Origin of the sequence: Pseudoalteromonas prydzensis (assembly GCF_001661495.1) — a bacterium.
Classification (GTDB): Bacteria; Pseudomonadota; Gammaproteobacteria; order Enterobacterales; family Alteromonadaceae; genus Pseudoalteromonas; species Pseudoalteromonas prydzensis.
Map to the genome: position 1 here is coordinate 134,267 of NZ_BDDT01000005.1, position 15,962 is coordinate 150,228.

The window sequence follows — 15,962 nt, forward strand, 5'->3', positions numbered from 1 at the left end:
AATTATTAATTACAGCGGAATAAATTCTTTGTCGTCACCTGGAATTAGTGGGAAACGTTGGGCTTGCCAGTCTTGCTTGGCTTGCTCTAAGCGCTCTTTGCTGTAGGCAACAAAATTCCAATGCAAGTAAGGGACCTTTTCAAATTTGTCACCGCCGAGCAAAATAAACCGTGCGTCTGTGGCAAAGTGAATAGCCGTATCTTGGCTATCAAATAAAATAAAGTCACCGGCTTGGTAAGCTTGTTGGCCCACAGTAACGCTACCATAAATTATATATAAAGCGGTTTCTTGTTGTGGGTTAGGTGAATTTATTTGGCTATTGGCGCTGCCTACTACATCAATATAAAACATCGGTGAATAGGTTTTTACTGGCGAACTTAAGCCATAGGCTTCGCCAACAATTAACCTCATCATAATGCCTTCGTGAATAATATGCGGTAGTTGCTGTTTTTTCACATGACTAAATGAAGGCTCAATTTCGGTCATATTCTCTGGTAGCGCGACCCAACATTGTAAGCCATCGATATGGTGTGGATTCGCTCTTACTTCAAAGCTTTCACGCTCTGAATGAACAATCCCTTTACCTGCCGTCATCCAATTTACATCACCTGGGTGGATCTCTAAATTATTACCCAGTGAGTCACGGTGTAAGATGCTGCCGCGAAACAAATAGGTGAGTGTTGATAAACCTATGTGTGGGTGAGGTCTGACATTGATCCCTCGCCCAATCGGAAAGTCATTGGGTCCCATATGGTCGAAAAATATAAATGGGCCAACCATCTTTTTATCAAAGTGTGGCAGTACGCGCTTTACAGCTAAGCCGCCAATATCATGGGTGGTCGGGTTGAGAACTTTAGCCATTATTTTATCCCTTATGTTGAGCAAAAATGTGAGCCCAGCGTTTTTACTGTGCTCTTAAGGTGCTACAGGTTATTGCTTACGGTTTAACAATAGGTGATCAATGCTGAACTTGCCTGCCCCAAGGCTTGCTAGCGCTAAAAAACCACCGGCCATAGCAATATTTTTATAAAACATTAAAAACTGCATTTGGTCATCAAGTTGAAAGTGAAATAGCAAGGCACTAACAACGCTAAAAGCAGCAAAGGCAATGGCGGTTAGTTGCGTTAATAAACCCAGTACTATTAATAAACCACCAATTAGCTCGAACGCGATAACCAGTGGTAGCAAAAATTCAGGTAAGCCTGCCGATGCCATATACTGCGCCGTGGCATCAAAATATTGTATTTTGCTAAAACTCGTTAAGATAAATAAGGCAGCCAAGCCCACACGAGCTAGTAAGCTGCTAATATTAGTGAGTGCTGGATTTTTTGAAATAAGGGTTAAAATGTTCATACTGTTAATTCCTGTTGTTGATTAATTATGCGATGTTGCTGCGATGAATTAAGTTTATGTTCATTTTAAAAGGATGAATATTAGTTATTTTAACGCATATCATTCCACTTAATAGAATGCTCTTTGTAAGGGACTAAAATGAACAGTAAGTTGTTTTATAAAATCATACTGATAATCGTGTTTGCGCTTGCTGTAATGGCGCAACCCGTTAAAGCTGAGCAGCATAAAGTTGTGTTTGATCCGCAATCAAGTACTCAACGTGTTGAATTTGAGCAGCAGATCACCGGTAATGAATTTAACGATTATTTGGTGAGCGGAGATGCAGGAGATATCCTCAATGTAACTCTTACACCTTCAAACTTAAGCAATAATTTTAATATTTTACCAGCAGGTAGTAACGAAGCCGTGTTTATTGGCTCAATTGAAGGACATTATGTAAAGCATCAACTTGCCAAAGATGGTGATTACATTGTGCGAGTTTATTTAATGCGTAATGCGGCTCGGCGCAATGAAACAAGTAGCTACAAGCTGACCATTATGAAACATGTGGATGACAATATACCCGTAAAAACCATGCACCCAAGCTGGGATAGTGATGGTGATGGGGTAAACGAGTGTGAGAATGATGGCAGTTGTGACCACACTATAGATTACAGCAAAGCGCGGCCACAAAAGAATCAGTAATTAATCTAGCTTTACCGGGCCATTGATATTGTCGATGCTCAAATCACCTGAGCCATCGTCAATAATGGTTAAGCCTTTTGCGTGATTAACCCGAATACTACCAGAGCCATCTTCTATGGTTACTAAGCCGTTGATATGTTCTGCGAAAATATCGCCAGAGTCATCTTCAATTGTTAAGTAACTACCCAGTTGTTTAGCTGAGATACTTCCTGAGTTATCGTCGATATCAACGCTGCCAGTGATATCAACTAAATTGATATCCCCAGAGCCATCTTCGATTTTTAGATTACCCGCAGCATTGTTAATTGTAATACTGCCAGAGCCATCGCTTATTTTGAGGTTGCCAGTAATACTCTGTACGTTGATATCACCAGAGCCATCATCAATTTTAATATGATTGCCCTGAATAATATTAATACTACCAGAGCCGTCATCAATATCTATATCGCCTTGCACACCATTAATATCGATATCACCGGAGCCATCTTCAATATCTAAACTAAATGAGCTTGGCACTGTAACGACTAAATCAATACTCGGTGAATTACCTTGATATATCTGCATACCAGAAGACTGATTATTTTTGGCTGTAAGTACTGCTTTACCGCTTTTTTGTTCAAGAGTTAGGATGTAAGGGTCATCACTTTTTACAGTATAAATCGTCGCATCTACAGTGATTTCGGTTGCAGTGCTTGAGCCTATAACTCTAACTGATCCTGCTTCACTTTCAATGTCGAGGCGCTGTAATTGTGCTGCTGATATTGAGCGTTGTTGCTGCTGTTGTATATTGGCATTTGCTGTTGAAATATGTACAACACAGCCACTAAGCAATAGTAAGCTGGTGGCAATAGGCAGTGATTTAGTTAGTAATGAAAGAGATTTATTAGTCATTTTTTTGTGCACTCATTTTTAGTAAGACATTGCATATAAGCTAGTAATAGCAAAATTGAAGCCAAAAGTTAAGTGGTTGTTTTATAATTATTTTTATTATGTCGGTGAAGTGGGCTGACTATAAAATAGTGTATAGTGCTAATTAATAGTGAAACTAAAAGTGGTTAGCAGGCGCTAACCACTTGTTTATAAACCTAACTATTCAGGTGCCACATCTAAGGTAGTAAATAACGAATAGCGTACGCTATCGATATCTTTTTCAGATGAATCTTCACTCACACTAGCTTCAATCAGGTATAAACCTGGATGTTGCCATGTGTTAGTGAAAAACCCGTCTTTATCTGTGGTTACTTTAACTTCGCCACGTTCGTTACGATAACGTGTATCACCTTTTAAGATGGCAAGTTCTACGTTTGCTGCAGGTTTACCGTCTTTTAATAACTGAAAACGCGCCTGTTCACCAACAAATAAATCATTAGGGTGCGTTGGGCCGCTTATTTCTAAGCCTTGACCAAGTAACGCTGGTTTTGAGGTGCCATTGCGGCTTACAAAGGTGTCTACAGTGGCAATCGATTTTGTGGTTTTAATATCGGTTGCGCCAGCTGGGATATCTTTACTGTTTTTAGGGCCAAACACACGGCCACGTTCGCCTTTAGCATCTTTATAAAAAGTCATTAGACGCGGCTCTTGGCTCATTGATATATGATAAGTACCTTCGCCGCTTAACTTAACTGCCGCAGAATTTTTACGTTGTAGGTAATAAGCACGAATGGTGTCAGTAACAGGCTTGCCATCAGGGCCGATTGCCATGATCAGGTTATCATCATATTCTGCGCCTTTTTGCTCTGGGCGGTATGCTTTGTCTGGCGCAAAAATTTCATTAGAAATACTAGCATCGATCATCACATAATGGGCTTTGTCACCTGAAAGAGAGGTGTGCGAAGGCACTAACCAGCGTGCGTGTGCGTTGGCATAGCTAGATGCAAGGGCTGTGAAAGTAAGTGCGCCGATAAACGCGCTTTTAAGTAAATTGATTTTCATAATCTTTCCTTATTTAAATAATCTGCAGCTTTGTTTTACTTGCTAGTTATTTGGTTTTGATAGTGACGAAGCTTTGTGAAAACTCGTTTGTACCTTCGATGGTCATTTTACCGTCTTTATTTAGATCAAGTTCTACACGGGTGTAATCACGGCCACCTTCTTCGCGAACGACTTCTAAATTAAGTAAATACTTGCCTGCAGCTACGGTTTTGCCTGCTAAGTCAGTGCCATTCCAGTTAATGGTGTAAGTACCTGGGCGCTTGGTGGCGCCGGTTACACCATCAAAATTAGCGTCACTTTTTCCGGCTTTTCGCCACCATTGACGCAAGTCTTTAAACCATTCAGCCTTTTCAACCCATAATGCCACTGTGGTAACGTGTTTACGCTCGGGGGTTTCTAGCCACACGGCGACATAGGGGCGGTGATAAGGTTGTACATCTAAATCTGGTAGGGTAAGTTCAATTTCAAGCTCTGCGGCATTCGCATGAGGTTGAAACAAAGCAGCTGTAAATAAAACAACAGCACCAATTAGGGTATTAAGTTTTAGCATTAAGATACTCCTTTAAGTTGCGGGACCCAGCAGAGATAAATGACTGCCGGTGTCGCGACCCCAAGCACTGTTAGCCATATTCCTACTAGGCGTTTTTTTCTATTTTGAAATAAAATAATCATTCCGGTGATAGCAAACAAAATCATTAACACGGCTGATATATCAATTACCCAACTCCATGCTTCGCCGGTATGACGACCTTTATGCAAGTCACCAATTAAGCTTAATAAGCCCCCTGTTTGGTACTCAAGGTTTAGCTCACCACTGATAAAATCAAGTTCAGCAAACGCAAAGCCTGCTGGCAGTGGGTAGTCGAGCATGACTAAGGCGTCTTCCTTTTCCCAATCAATGCTTTTTACTTTAGTTAAACCATGTTCAGTCGCTAAGTAAGCTTCTATTTGCGGATATAATGTGGGTAAGGTGTCTAAGTTGGCTTTAGCTTGGACGACTAGCTCGGCAGGTAGTTGCACGGTTAGCTGGCCGTCACTTTTATCGCCTTCAAGCCAATCTACATGGTTAAGAACAATGCCGCTGACACAAAATAGGATCAGTAAAAACAGTAATGCTGTTGATAGGTAAATATGTAACGCACGGCTGGTGCTGTATAAAGTTCGTTTATTTATTAACGGCATAAATAATGTGGTTGCTTGCAATGATTGCCATATGGTAATCATTTGCATTATCTATAACAACTTTATTTACGAACTTTACATTTATATGAGTTTTGAAGGGCGAGAGAGTAAATAAATCATCACGGCTATTTCTATGCTGGCTACCATTACTAACACCCACCAAGCTGGTGAAGAAAGCAGCAATAATATAAAGCCAAATAACATTCCCGTACCTGCGAACCATTTTGCTTTTACCGGTACTACTTTATGCTCTTGCCAATGGCGCAAGGTTGCGCCATAGCGAGGGTGATTAAGTAACCAAGCCGCGAGTTTTGGTGATGAGCGAGTAAAGCAGGCTAATGCCAAAATGAAAAAAATAGTGGTGGGCATTACTGGTAACACAATGCCAATAATACCCAGCCCAACCAAGGCGAGCCCTAACAGTTGGTATCCAACATTTTTATACGTGACTAAAGTTACCTTTAAATTCATGAATAGACTTGTGCCTGATAAAGTTGAAAACGGCTAAATGCTTGGCGAGCACCGTCGATCAGTGCTTGCTCTTGAGCTTGTGTAAGTTCAATTGTGTCAATCAATTGTACTAAATGACGCCATGCACTGCCACGTCCAGCACCTGGGCCTGCTAAATAGCGCGCAGCAAACTCACCAGTATAGTGTAGACGAGCTTGCACTTGTTTTCCTAACATAGCGGCTCCTACTTTTGAACCTTCAACAACATATAGCCAGCCCAGTGCGGTGGCTAAGTCGGTATTGTTGTCAATCAGTGGAGTTAGAGAGCTGCTTGGCAGTGGCTGCTTTAAATCAGCAAAGTCTTGCTCTAATAAACCTAAGCGACGACGAGATACTAAGTCATCTATGTGTTTGCTTAATTCACTATGTTCATACAATGCGGCTACATCTTTTAGGAAATAATATTGCAGTGATAAAAATTGTACATAGTTATCTACGTTAGCAAATGGGTCTTTTGCCATAATGCTTTTGTCGATATTGTCGTGTAAATCGGCAGTGCCTTGACGAAGTTTTAATGCCCGAGATGGGGCGCTTACTGCTGCTGTCATGTTTTTTCCTTAACGGTATTTGACGGTTTTAAAGGTGTTTATGCGTTAAATAGAAGTGTAAGTAGGCGGCTAATATGCCGCCGAACTTTGGTTATAATTTAAACTCAAGGCCAAGCGTAATGGTGCGCCCAGGCTCTGGCATGGCGACCACTGAGCCAGACGACACTATGTAGCGATCGGTCAAGTTAGTGATTGTGCTATAGCCACTAATGCTGTCGTTAAATTGATAGTCGATATAAAAATCAAGCTGGTAACTGGCAGGGATCCAGGTAATCGCTTTGGTGCCTGTGCCACTCAAGAAGCCTGCAGGGTGATATTTTTCAGAATGGCCTTTATAAATTAAACCGATATCGAATGTGTCGTTGAGAAATGTAGAGCCCAGTGTTACAACTAGATTACGTTTTGGCGGAATTCGCAGCGGCGTAAGGCTGCCAGAAAAGCCTTGGTTATTGCACTGCTCAACGCCTTCAATATCAGCAAACTCGCTAGAGCACATTTCAATATTGGTATAATTGGTATAAGAAACAGAGCTATAAAATAAATCACCCTGATAATCTAATGCCAGCTCAACTCCCGGCAGTTTAAAACTATCGTAGTTTGTAAAAGTGTATTTTGAAATTTCCCAAGGTTGTGCATTTGGATCTTTATTTGGCAGGCTAGCCGTTGCCAGCATGTCGTCAATTTGGGTATTAAAGTAAGTTGCTGACAATGTTAATTTATCGCCATTAATTAATAGGTTATTAAAGTTACTTTCTATGCCTGTTTCAAATGAGTGAGTTTTTTCTGGTGACACAGGATAATACGGTGAATATGAAAAGACTTCGTTTGATACGGTTGTCTCGTATAAGTTTGGCATTCTGTAAGCGTGGCTAAACTTGGCTTTTAAGGTGGTGTTACTCAGTACTTGGTAATAAAGCTGTGCCGTTATATCGGTTTTGGCAGCAAAGTCTTGGGTTAAGCCTGTTTGGTTATCTGTGTTTTTTGAATCATGGTGATTAAGATTCAGCGATAGTTCTACTGGGTCTAGATCAAGGTGTGCATTGACGAATAAACTACGCACTGTTTGTTTACCATCGCGAGAAGTCGTTAAGTCTCCGTAAAAGTTCTCTACAGAGCCTGGCTTTGGCTTTAACACTTCGTCTTGCCAATAAGTACCATACATTAACGTTGTTGGAATAGCTGCTACGCTGAAAGACGAGGTATTGTATATTCCTAAACCTTGGCGTCGGTTACTGTATTCGTGGAAATATTGCAGGGCATTAGGGCCAAAATTACTACCTAATGCATTGTATTGCTCCAATTTTGCATTGGTTGCCCAAGCATTAATTTTTAAATCAACTAATGTGTTATTAGTCGGCAAGTAACGATACAAAGCGCTGACGCTGTTAACCAGCGCAGAACCTGGTTGCCATTGTGGCATGGTTTCAATCCCTGCGGGAACATAGCCATATTCACCATCGGGTTGCACCCAAAAGTCACCTTCTCTTTGTTTATGCCAATATGAGGCCAGCACTTCACCAGCTTGTTGTTGATGATGGCGAGTGTTTAACTCTATTTCATGTTCTGCATTAAATGCATACTGTGCTTTTACTAGATAAGACTCACTCTTGAAGCTAGTATTTACCACTTCACCACCTTGATTTACCGGCGGTAGTCTTTGCCCCCATTCATATTGTTCAACAAAATTTTCATAGCCATTGCTACCCGCAAAATAGTTACCAATTTTTTTATTGCTGTAAGCAAACACTGTTTTTAGGTTATTGGTTTGGTATGCACCAGCGAGCATGACGCCGCCGTTATCGAAATCACGACTGCTATTATGATTACGCACTTGATAATATTGCTGCTGGTTTGCGTCATCGCTGACAGTAGGCATATGGTTATTGTTATAAGTTTTTAGTTTTATTAATGCCCCTGCATTTTCACCCGCTTTGAGAATGTCGCTAGTGTTTAAAGTGGTGATGTTTACCGTACCACCGATAGCGCCGGCATTGAATAAACTGCCCTTTATTGACGATCCTTTTTCGACCGCGACTGTGCTTATTAGATCTGAGTCGATATAAGTACGATCGGAGGTGCCCATATAACCGCGATTGGTATGGGTTGATTGTAGGCTGCCATCAATAAATACTGGCACCCGACCTTCGCCTTGAACGCCACGAATACCAATATCAAGGGCACCCGCTTCATTGCGTAGATTATTGGCTTCAATACTGGTATGGGTTGAAAAAATATCAGAGTTAGAACTACCTTTAGTACGTTCTAACTGCTCGCGATTAAGGTGTATTTGGTCGCCTTTGACAACAATGACTTCGATATCTTGTTGGTTTTCACTATTCGCTGAGCTTGGTTGTCGCTTCACAGCTGGAGCAACACTTGCTGCTGTTGTGACGGCTGCTTTGAGGATAATCGTATTGCCTACTATTTCAGCTGTTATGGTTGTGCCTTGCAAGGTTTGCATTAATGCATCATGGACGGTTTTTTGCCCATACAAAGCGGATGCTTGCAAGTTCTTAAGTAAGCTCGCATCGGCAATTAAGCTCATATTCGCTTGTTCTGCTAGTTGGTTAAGCGCTTGGCCAAGTGGTTGTTGAGCAATATTAAAAGTGACTATAGTTGCCTGTGGTTGAGCCGCTAAAGGCAGACTGAGTACCAAGCCTAAAGCGAGAGTAACAGTGGTTAGCTTTGAGCTGTGTCGCGAAGTAGTTAGCATTGCAATTGTTCCATATAAAGCTAGTTGGTTTATATGAAAACGAATGAAAATGAGAATTCCTCAATATTTTTTTAATTTTCTTGAACTTTATTAGCTTTTACTAATAACTATATGATTACTGTTGTTTTTAATTTTTATGGGTAATACATGTGGTAACAAGTCTAAAAAGTTATCGAGCTCCGATGCAGTAAAGGTGCCTGAAAGCATCATGTTACTGACGCTGAGATCGGTAAATTCAAAATTAGCATCATGATATCGATTAAACTCAGCACATACCTCGCTGAGGGGGACATTATTAAATACTAAGCGGCCGTTACGCCATGCATCCACTAGTTGCGGGTTCATACTTTGTACATCAACTCCTTGATCATTGAGCACCGCTTGCTGGCCTTGTACTAGTTCGATAAGGTGCTGTGCGTGGCGAGTGCTTTGTACTTTTACACGGCCATGTTCAACACTGATCCGTGTACTATTACTTTTACTATCAACGCTAAAGCGAGTACCCAGCACGGTAATATTGGCTCGGTTAGTATTGACAATAAAGGGTCGCTGCGGATTTTTGGTAACATCAAATAAAGCACGGCCTTGCGTTAAATGGCTAACTCTTTGCTTCGCATCAAACTCCAATACCAGTTGTGTTTGCGCGTCTAAACTGAGTTTACTGCCATCGGGTAGCACAAAATTAAGTTGCTGTGCCCGGGCTGATTGATATTGGGCGTTAAAGTTTGGGTTGCTAGTACTTGGCCAAAATTGATAACTGGTGAGGCTGATCATCAATATCGCTACACAGGCAGCGATAGCCCAGGCTTTACCAAAGCGAACGTGTTTGGTGGTACTGGTAAATACAGTGGTTTGTTCGTCGTCAAATTGTGCCAGCAGTTGATCAACTTGCTGACTTTGCTGATAAACAGCGTGGTGTTCAGGGCTTTTGTTTAGCCAACGTAAAAATGCTTGCTGTTGTTGTTCATTCAAACCAGTTCGCTGTAGCTCTAGCCATTGGTTTGCCTGCAGTTGAAGTTGCTCTGCTGTTTGATGACGGGTCATTGTAATTATTATTCTCGTAGTTATTTTTTTAATGCATCACGACATGCAAGCATAGCCGTCGCTAAATGTTTTTCAACCATGCTTACTGAAATACCCATTTGTTCAGCTACTTGCTGGTAGCTTAGATTTTTAAATTTATACAACACAAAGGCTTGTTTGGTTTTCAGGGGTAGTTTCTCAATGCAAGTATAAAGTAAATCGAGCTGTTGTTGACTTGCTAATTTTGCTTCAGGTTCATAATCGCACGGCGCAACAAGTTCACTTTCAACGGGGTCTACGAATTTTTGGTTACGACGATAATGGTCAATCAAAATGTTTTTTGCCGTGGTAAAAAATAGTGCCCGCTGGTGATTTTCATCAAAGCTTGCTCGGCTAATACGGCCACTGAGTAAGCGAGTATAAGCTTCTTGAACTATGTTCTCAGCTTTATTACGACAGCCCACAGAGCGAGAAATAAAGCTTAAAACCTCAGCGTAATATCGTTCCAATGTGCACCCGTCTGTTTCTAAAATGGAGTCGGATGCTAACAGTTTATTTAGGTAATGACAATTATTATCGTTTACTGCAAGCAATAACAGTCTTTCTTTGTACCTATTTAGCTAATGGTTAATGCAAAGGTAGTGATAATGATATTTTAATCACCCAGCATTTATCGCTGGGTGATTTATATTATTAAAAGTAATAACCGACGTTGATATTAAAGCGACGCTCTGTTTCATTGCTATCACCTGCGACAGAGCCACCAACAAAGGCTTGGTTACGTGCATGTACTAAATCAAAGTAAGTAAATAAGCCGCCTGCAGCAACGGATACACCAGTCACATTCATCCAAGTATCTGCTGTGTCATCAGACTTGTTATAAATAGTACTGTAATCATTGTAAAACTGTAGGTTACTTACTGGGCCCCATTCAACCGGTAAGCTATATGCAACGTTAAAGCTACTGGTTGTTGCATCGGCTGCAACGGAATCATAAAACGCGTATGCGCCAACTGCGATACGGTTGGTGTCATCAATGTTGTAGTCATATTCGCCGTGTTGCAGCTGAATATTCCAGTTATTGATATTACTGTTTACATGCAATGCCCAAGCGTTGTAACTACCGGCGCGGTCTTGACCGTCATGTAAGCCACCGGCTAGGCCAGATATACCCACTTCAGTGGTCATGCCTTCGCCGTGTTCAAAGTAATAAGCGTAGCGACCTGTAAAGGTATTATACTCACCAAGTTCTCTTGTCGGCTCAGCATAAATACCTTCGTCTGCGGTGCGACTGCCAACAATATCGTATGAATAACGGTGGCTGCGATCTTCTACATAGCCATCAACGCCCCCGAGCTCATCATTTTTGAAAAAACCTAAATCTAGCTGCCAATTATCAGCGATTTTACGCTTAAACATGACGCCTAGGTCATGATCGTCTTCTAAGCCGATGTAATAGTTCGCGCTAAAAAAGTAATTATGCGAGTTATAAGGATCATTACCAAACGGTACTTTAGTGATACCAACTTGTACTTGCCAGTCGTCAGTAAATTGATAGCCAGCCCATGCTGACTTTATCGCGGTCATATAATCAAAAATACGGATTTCACCACCAATTAATACGCCGCCGATGTCACCTGAAACATTTAAACGGAAAATATCAAAGTCAAAATCGCCACCTCGGTTTTTATTACCGTCATCGTAAGAAGTATGACTGTAGTTGGTACGAATTGCGCCACCAAACTTTACCCCTGATAGGGCTGTTTCTGTATTATCTTGCGTTTGTTTAGCAATAATTTCGTTTTTTTGTTCAAGCTGTTGGTTAACTTTTGCTTGCTTGGCTTTTTCAGCTTCAAGTTGCTGTTGTAGTTGCTGCATTTGTTGTTGCAGTTGATTGAGTTGAGCTTGCATCGTTTCAATTTCTGAAGCGTATGAGGCGCTGGTAGTTGCGCCTAGCATAGTCGCGAAAGCTAACTTTGATAGTTTAAGCATGATAAATCGCTATTCTAGGTATGAGTATCTATAGGATAGACTAATTGTACCTTTAACCCAAGTTAACTAGCTGGCGATTTTGGGTAATGATTTGTTTAATATAATATTTATGGATGATTTATCCTGCCACCTTTCCTTCGGCAGCACGAGTCAATATACCTACTTCTAGCAAAGGGGCGGCATCAATACTTTGTGCGTCCATCATAGTCGCAATACGCTGCATTGATGAAAGTAGTTGGCTTTGCTCCCACTCTTCTAACGCTGAAAACTGCTCGATGAAGTGCTCTTGTAAAGGTTGCGGGGCATGTTGCAAGATTTCTTTGCCGTTATCGGTGAGATACAAACTAACTCGGCGCTTATCTAGTTGGCTACGCACACGCGTAACTAAGTTTCGATTTTCTAAGCGATCTAAAATATTGGTAACAGTAGCTGGGCTTAGGTTTACATTTTGCGCAATACGACTGGCGGTAATGCCGTCAGTTTGGGCAACTTCAGTCATAATTAATAGCTGCGGGCCAGTGAGCCCTGAAGTTTTATTTAATTGCTTAGAATGCAGGTCGATCGCACGGATCACTTTGCGTAGAGAAACCAATAACTCGTCATATTTTTTCATTTCTATCTCATTAGCAGCAGATGTACTGTCAGGCGTGATCGCAATCTATAAATATTACACATCTAATAAATAGAGTTCAAATAGATGAGGGGGATTAATGATGTATTATTGTCTTTACTGGGTTGTTTGGTTGTTTTTTATTTTATTTGAGTTGAAATTAATTTTTCTTAAATCATCATAATTTAATTAAAAGTTGTTGTGAGTTATTTTGCTTGCAAGTGGCGACAGAGTGAAAAATTATAAATTTGGCATAAAAACTCACTAAATAATATTTACTAACAGGCTGGGTATTGGGTAAGGTGGGCTAGGCTTTTCATTATTATGGGACTTATTATGAAGTTATCTCCATCTGTAAGCATCGAACAAACAGACACAGGGTTAGAGTATATTAATGTTGCAAGCGAGTTTTGCAGCGCTAAAATTTTCCTGCAGGGCGCGCAACTCACTGAATTTACGCCTATCGGTAAAAAACCTTTAATTTGGGTATCAAGCGAGGAAGATTACCAAGAAGGTAAAAGCGTGCGTGGCGGTATACCAATTTGTTGGCCTTGGTTTGGAGTTAATGCAAATCCAGATTGGCCTATTCATGGTGTTGCGCGCACTAGCTTGTGGCGTGCCGATGAAGTGTCAGAGCAAGATGATCAGGTTAAAGTTAGTTTAACTTTGCCGATGGCTCAAGTGGATGAAACTTATTGGCCGCATAAATCAAAACTAAAAGTAGAGTTTGTGCTCACAACTAAACTGGAAGTGCGTTTAACAACAACAAATTTAAGTAATCAAACTATAACGTTTACGCAAGCACTACATACCTATTTTCCAACCCCTGCGATCACAGAAACGCAAGTAGATGGTTTGCAGGGGTCACAATACATTGAGTTTGGCGAGGGGCCATTTGATCAAAATGAGTTAGTTGGCTTTGCTCGTGAAACGGATATGGTTTATACCCAAGCCGCAGATACGCAGCGTATAATTACACCAGATGGCATTATTGAGGTGGGTCGTGAAAACTCAAGCTCGTGTGTGCTTTGGAACCCATGGATTGATAAGTCAAAACGTTTATCTAATTTTGCAGATGACGAATACCATACAATGCTGTGCTTGGAAGCGGCGAATGTTATGGATGACAGTGCCGTTGTAGCGGCAGGTGAAAGCCACACCTTAACAACCACAATTCGTTGGGTTTAATAAATCGGTTATAGCGGCATTACAAATCTAAGCCAACGTATCAATACCTTGGCTTTTAAGGAATCAAAGTGTTCGAAAACCAGCAACTAGACGTTTTACCCCAACACCAACAAATCATTTTTAAACCGCTTGCGGCAAAGGCTCTACTGCACGCACAGCTTAATTGGCTGTTATTTTATATTCCATTGATGGCGGTGCTCGCGGCAATTTGCTTTTTTAATAAAGGCTTTGCGGAAGTTGCGCAAACACCGTTATTGATTGCTCTACCAATTATTTTAGTTATCTCCTTACTCTATAATATTGTCAGTATTCGACTTAAAGGTGTTGCGATGCGAGAGCATGATATTGCTTATCGTAAAGGGGTTATTTGGCAACAAGTCACTATTTTACCGTTTTCACGGGTACAGCATACTGAAATACATCGCGGTCCTTTAGAGCGAAAAATGGGCTTAGCGAGCCTGCGTTTATACAGTGCCGGTGGCATGAGTGCCGATCTTAATATTGGTGGCTTAAGCCATGATGATTGTAAAGATATTCGTCAGTTTATTCAAAAATACACTGAACGAGCACAAGCCGTAAATAATGCAAACACTCAAACCGATGGTCAGCAATTAGATAGCGATGAGTCGTTAAATGGATAAGCTAAACTGGCAACGCGTCTCGCCGTGGGCGTTAGTTTATTTTATTGTGCATTTTGCTTTTCGGTTTGTGAAAGACGGTGTGTTTAACCTACTTCCGATTATGGTTGTGTTTGTCACTCAGGTTGAAAATAAGTTGTTTTGGGGGCAAATCGCGGTGGCTGTCGCGGCTGTTGCGTTATTAATTTACTCGCTCGCTTATTACCTGAACTTTCGTTTTTGTATCACCGATGAGCATGAAATTTTGCTCAACAAAGGGGTGTTTAAAAAAGAACGCTTAACGCTTAACTTTTTAAGAGTGCAGAACGTTAATATTGCGGAACCATTTTATTTTAAACCGTTAAGCTTAGTTAATTGTATTTTTGATGCGGCGGGCAGCACCAGCCAAGAAGCCGTATTACCTGGGGTAACAACACAGTATGCAGAGCAGCTTCGCGAACAGGTATTAGCCTATAAAGCAACTCAGCAACAACAAGTTCATACAAACCAACAGATTGATGATTTAACAACGACTGAGCCGCAACAGTGCTTAACGCTGAGTAATAAAGAGGTAGCAAAGTTTGGCTTGATGTCGAACATGGCTATTTTGGCATTGGCAGCACTGGCGCCTTTTATGAACGTGATGTTTGATTTTTTAGAAAAAGCAGTGATCAATCGTTTAGAGTCTTTCTATCAGCAACAAGTAGGTATATTGGTTGATGCGGCTGCACTCGCTGTTTTTTCAATACTGCTGCTAGTTGTATTGATTGCTGTGTTGCTATCGGTATTGATGTCGTTAATTCGTTTTTATAATTATCAGCTTTATTTTCAAGCTGGAAAATTTAAACGTATTGCAGGGCTTTTAGAGCGTCATCAGTTATCAGTGAGCCTAGATAAAGTACAATCGATAACCATTAAGCAAAATTTAATTGCACGTTTATTAAAGCGTTACACTGTGCAGTGTTTTCAGGCTTCAAGTGGCGGCTTTGCTGGTGCGAAAAGCAAACAAAGTTTAGTTATGCCAGTACTAGATAGTGAGCAGGTGAATCAAGTGTGTCAATGGGTTTATCCTTGGCTTGATCTGAAAACTCTGAACTTTATGGGGGTTGAAAAAGCATTATTAATTAAAAATTGGCTTTTTTATGCCCTGCTACCAAGCTTAGCTTTGGCAGTACTGTGCGTAGTTGGTGATATGTTAACACTTGTGTATGCGCTACTGAGTTTACTGCTATTAAGTGGCCTAGTGTATTTATCGTATCGTCGTTATGGTTATTACTTTTATCAGCATGAAGGCCGTTTTTACGGTGTATTTCGCAGTGGTATGGTGAGCGTGCAATACCGTGTATTTGAACTCTATAAAGCCCAAAGTACTCGTAGTATTAGTACTTACTTTATGCGTAAAGGTGGTTTAAAGAGCTTGTCTATACAACTTGCTTCGGGCACGGTTTATCTACCTTATCTTAAAGCAGCGCAAGCCGATGAGGTTATCGACTTTACTTTGTATCAAGCTGAATTCGATCAACGCAGCTGGATGTAATTCTTCTCATTAATAACCTAAAGCTGGTATTGTATTGCTGATGCCAGCTTGAGCACTCACGTTTTCTTACATT

Annotated in this window: 17 protein-coding genes; 4 read left to right on the forward strand and 13 right to left on the reverse strand. The window is 40.9% G+C overall.

Annotated elements, in window-relative coordinates; translation table 11 throughout:
* Positions 1–9 precede the first annotated feature (9 nt).
* Positions 10–861 carry a pirin family protein gene (locus tag A7968_RS11470; RefSeq protein ID WP_064666719.1) on the reverse strand — a complete coding sequence of 284 codons (852 nt, stop codon included), beginning with the start codon at positions 859–861 and terminating at the stop codon, positions 10–12.
* 69 nt (positions 862–930) lie between these two features.
* Positions 931–1,353 carry a DoxX family protein gene (locus A7968_RS11475; RefSeq protein ID WP_064666720.1) on the reverse strand — a complete coding sequence of 141 codons (423 nt, stop codon included), beginning with the start codon at positions 1,351–1,353 and terminating at the stop codon, positions 931–933.
* 138 nt (positions 1,354–1,491) lie between these two features.
* On the opposite strand from A7968_RS11475, the gene A7968_RS11480 reads away from it, so the two are divergent.
* Entirely contained in the window at positions 1,492–2,037 is a 546-nt protein-coding gene (locus A7968_RS11480; protein ID WP_064666721.1) for a hypothetical protein, read from the forward strand.
* Here the strand turns inward: A7968_RS11480 and A7968_RS11485 are convergent, their stop codons facing one another.
* The 11 genes from A7968_RS11485 to A7968_RS11535 form a co-directional block, all read right to left on the reverse strand.
* Positions 2,038–2,928, reverse strand: a complete 891-nt coding sequence (locus tag A7968_RS11485; RefSeq protein WP_064666722.1) for a DUF4097 family beta strand repeat-containing protein — start codon at positions 2,926–2,928, stop codon at positions 2,038–2,040. It abuts the gene before it with no gap.
* A gap of 198 nt (positions 2,929–3,126) precedes the next feature.
* Positions 3,127–3,969 (reverse strand): DUF4198 domain-containing protein, encoded by an 843-nt coding sequence (locus A7968_RS11490; RefSeq protein ID WP_064666723.1) that lies wholly within the window; start codon positions 3,967–3,969, stop codon positions 3,127–3,129.
* 46 nt (positions 3,970–4,015) lie between these two features.
* Positions 4,016–4,519 carry a DUF2271 domain-containing protein gene (locus A7968_RS11495; RefSeq protein ID WP_064666724.1) on the reverse strand — a complete coding sequence of 168 codons (504 nt, stop codon included), beginning with the start codon at positions 4,517–4,519 and terminating at the stop codon, positions 4,016–4,018.
* Positions 4,519–5,151 (reverse strand): PepSY-associated TM helix domain-containing protein, encoded by a 633-nt coding sequence (locus tag A7968_RS11500; protein ID WP_064666872.1) that lies wholly within the window; start codon positions 5,149–5,151, stop codon positions 4,519–4,521. Before A7968_RS11500 ends, A7968_RS11495 begins: the two co-directional genes overlap by 1 nt.
* An 81-nt stretch (positions 5,152–5,232) precedes the next feature.
* Complete coding sequence (locus A7968_RS11505; protein WP_064666725.1) at positions 5,233–5,622, reverse strand: YbaN family protein; 390 nt, start codon at positions 5,620–5,622, stop codon at positions 5,233–5,235.
* Positions 5,619–6,209, reverse strand: a complete 591-nt coding sequence (locus A7968_RS11510; protein WP_064666726.1) for a biliverdin-producing heme oxygenase — start codon at positions 6,207–6,209, stop codon at positions 5,619–5,621. The genes A7968_RS11505 and A7968_RS11510 overlap by 4 nt, the downstream gene beginning before the upstream one ends.
* Positions 6,210–6,300: 91 nt before the next feature.
* Positions 6,301–8,922, reverse strand: a complete 2,622-nt coding sequence (locus A7968_RS11515) for a TonB-dependent receptor (RefSeq protein WP_064666727.1) — start codon at positions 8,920–8,922, stop codon at positions 6,301–6,303.
* A gap of 90 nt (positions 8,923–9,012) precedes the next feature.
* The gene (locus A7968_RS11520; RefSeq protein WP_064666728.1) at positions 9,013–9,966 is read right to left on the reverse strand and encodes a FecR family protein; all 954 of its coding nucleotides are present in this window, start codon (positions 9,964–9,966) and stop codon (positions 9,013–9,015) included.
* A gap of 20 nt (positions 9,967–9,986) precedes the next feature.
* On the reverse strand, positions 9,987–10,454 hold the full coding sequence (locus A7968_RS11525; protein WP_064666873.1) for an RNA polymerase sigma factor: 468 nt from the start codon (positions 10,452–10,454) through the stop codon (positions 9,987–9,989).
* Between the two features lie 184 nt (positions 10,455–10,638).
* Complete coding sequence (locus A7968_RS11530) at positions 10,639–11,937, reverse strand: putative porin (protein ID WP_064666729.1); 1,299 nt, start codon at positions 11,935–11,937, stop codon at positions 10,639–10,641.
* A gap of 118 nt (positions 11,938–12,055) precedes the next feature.
* Complete coding sequence (locus A7968_RS11535) at positions 12,056–12,550, reverse strand: MarR family winged helix-turn-helix transcriptional regulator (RefSeq protein ID WP_064666730.1); 495 nt, start codon at positions 12,548–12,550, stop codon at positions 12,056–12,058.
* A gap of 333 nt (positions 12,551–12,883) precedes the next feature.
* On the opposite strand from A7968_RS11535, the gene A7968_RS11540 reads away from it, so the two are divergent.
* From A7968_RS11540 to A7968_RS11550, 3 genes are all read left to right on the forward strand, one after another.
* The gene (locus tag A7968_RS11540; protein ID WP_064666731.1) at positions 12,884–13,735 is read left to right on the forward strand and encodes a D-hexose-6-phosphate mutarotase; all 852 of its coding nucleotides are present in this window, start codon (positions 12,884–12,886) and stop codon (positions 13,733–13,735) included.
* Between the two features lie 68 nt (positions 13,736–13,803).
* On the forward strand, positions 13,804–14,376 hold the full coding sequence (locus A7968_RS11545) for a PH domain-containing protein (RefSeq protein WP_064666732.1): 573 nt from the start codon (positions 13,804–13,806) through the stop codon (positions 14,374–14,376).
* Complete coding sequence (locus A7968_RS11550) at positions 14,369–15,889, forward strand: PH domain-containing protein (protein ID WP_064666733.1); 1,521 nt, start codon at positions 14,369–14,371, stop codon at positions 15,887–15,889. Before A7968_RS11545 ends, A7968_RS11550 begins: the two co-directional genes overlap by 8 nt.
* Positions 15,890–15,962 lie beyond the last annotated feature (73 nt).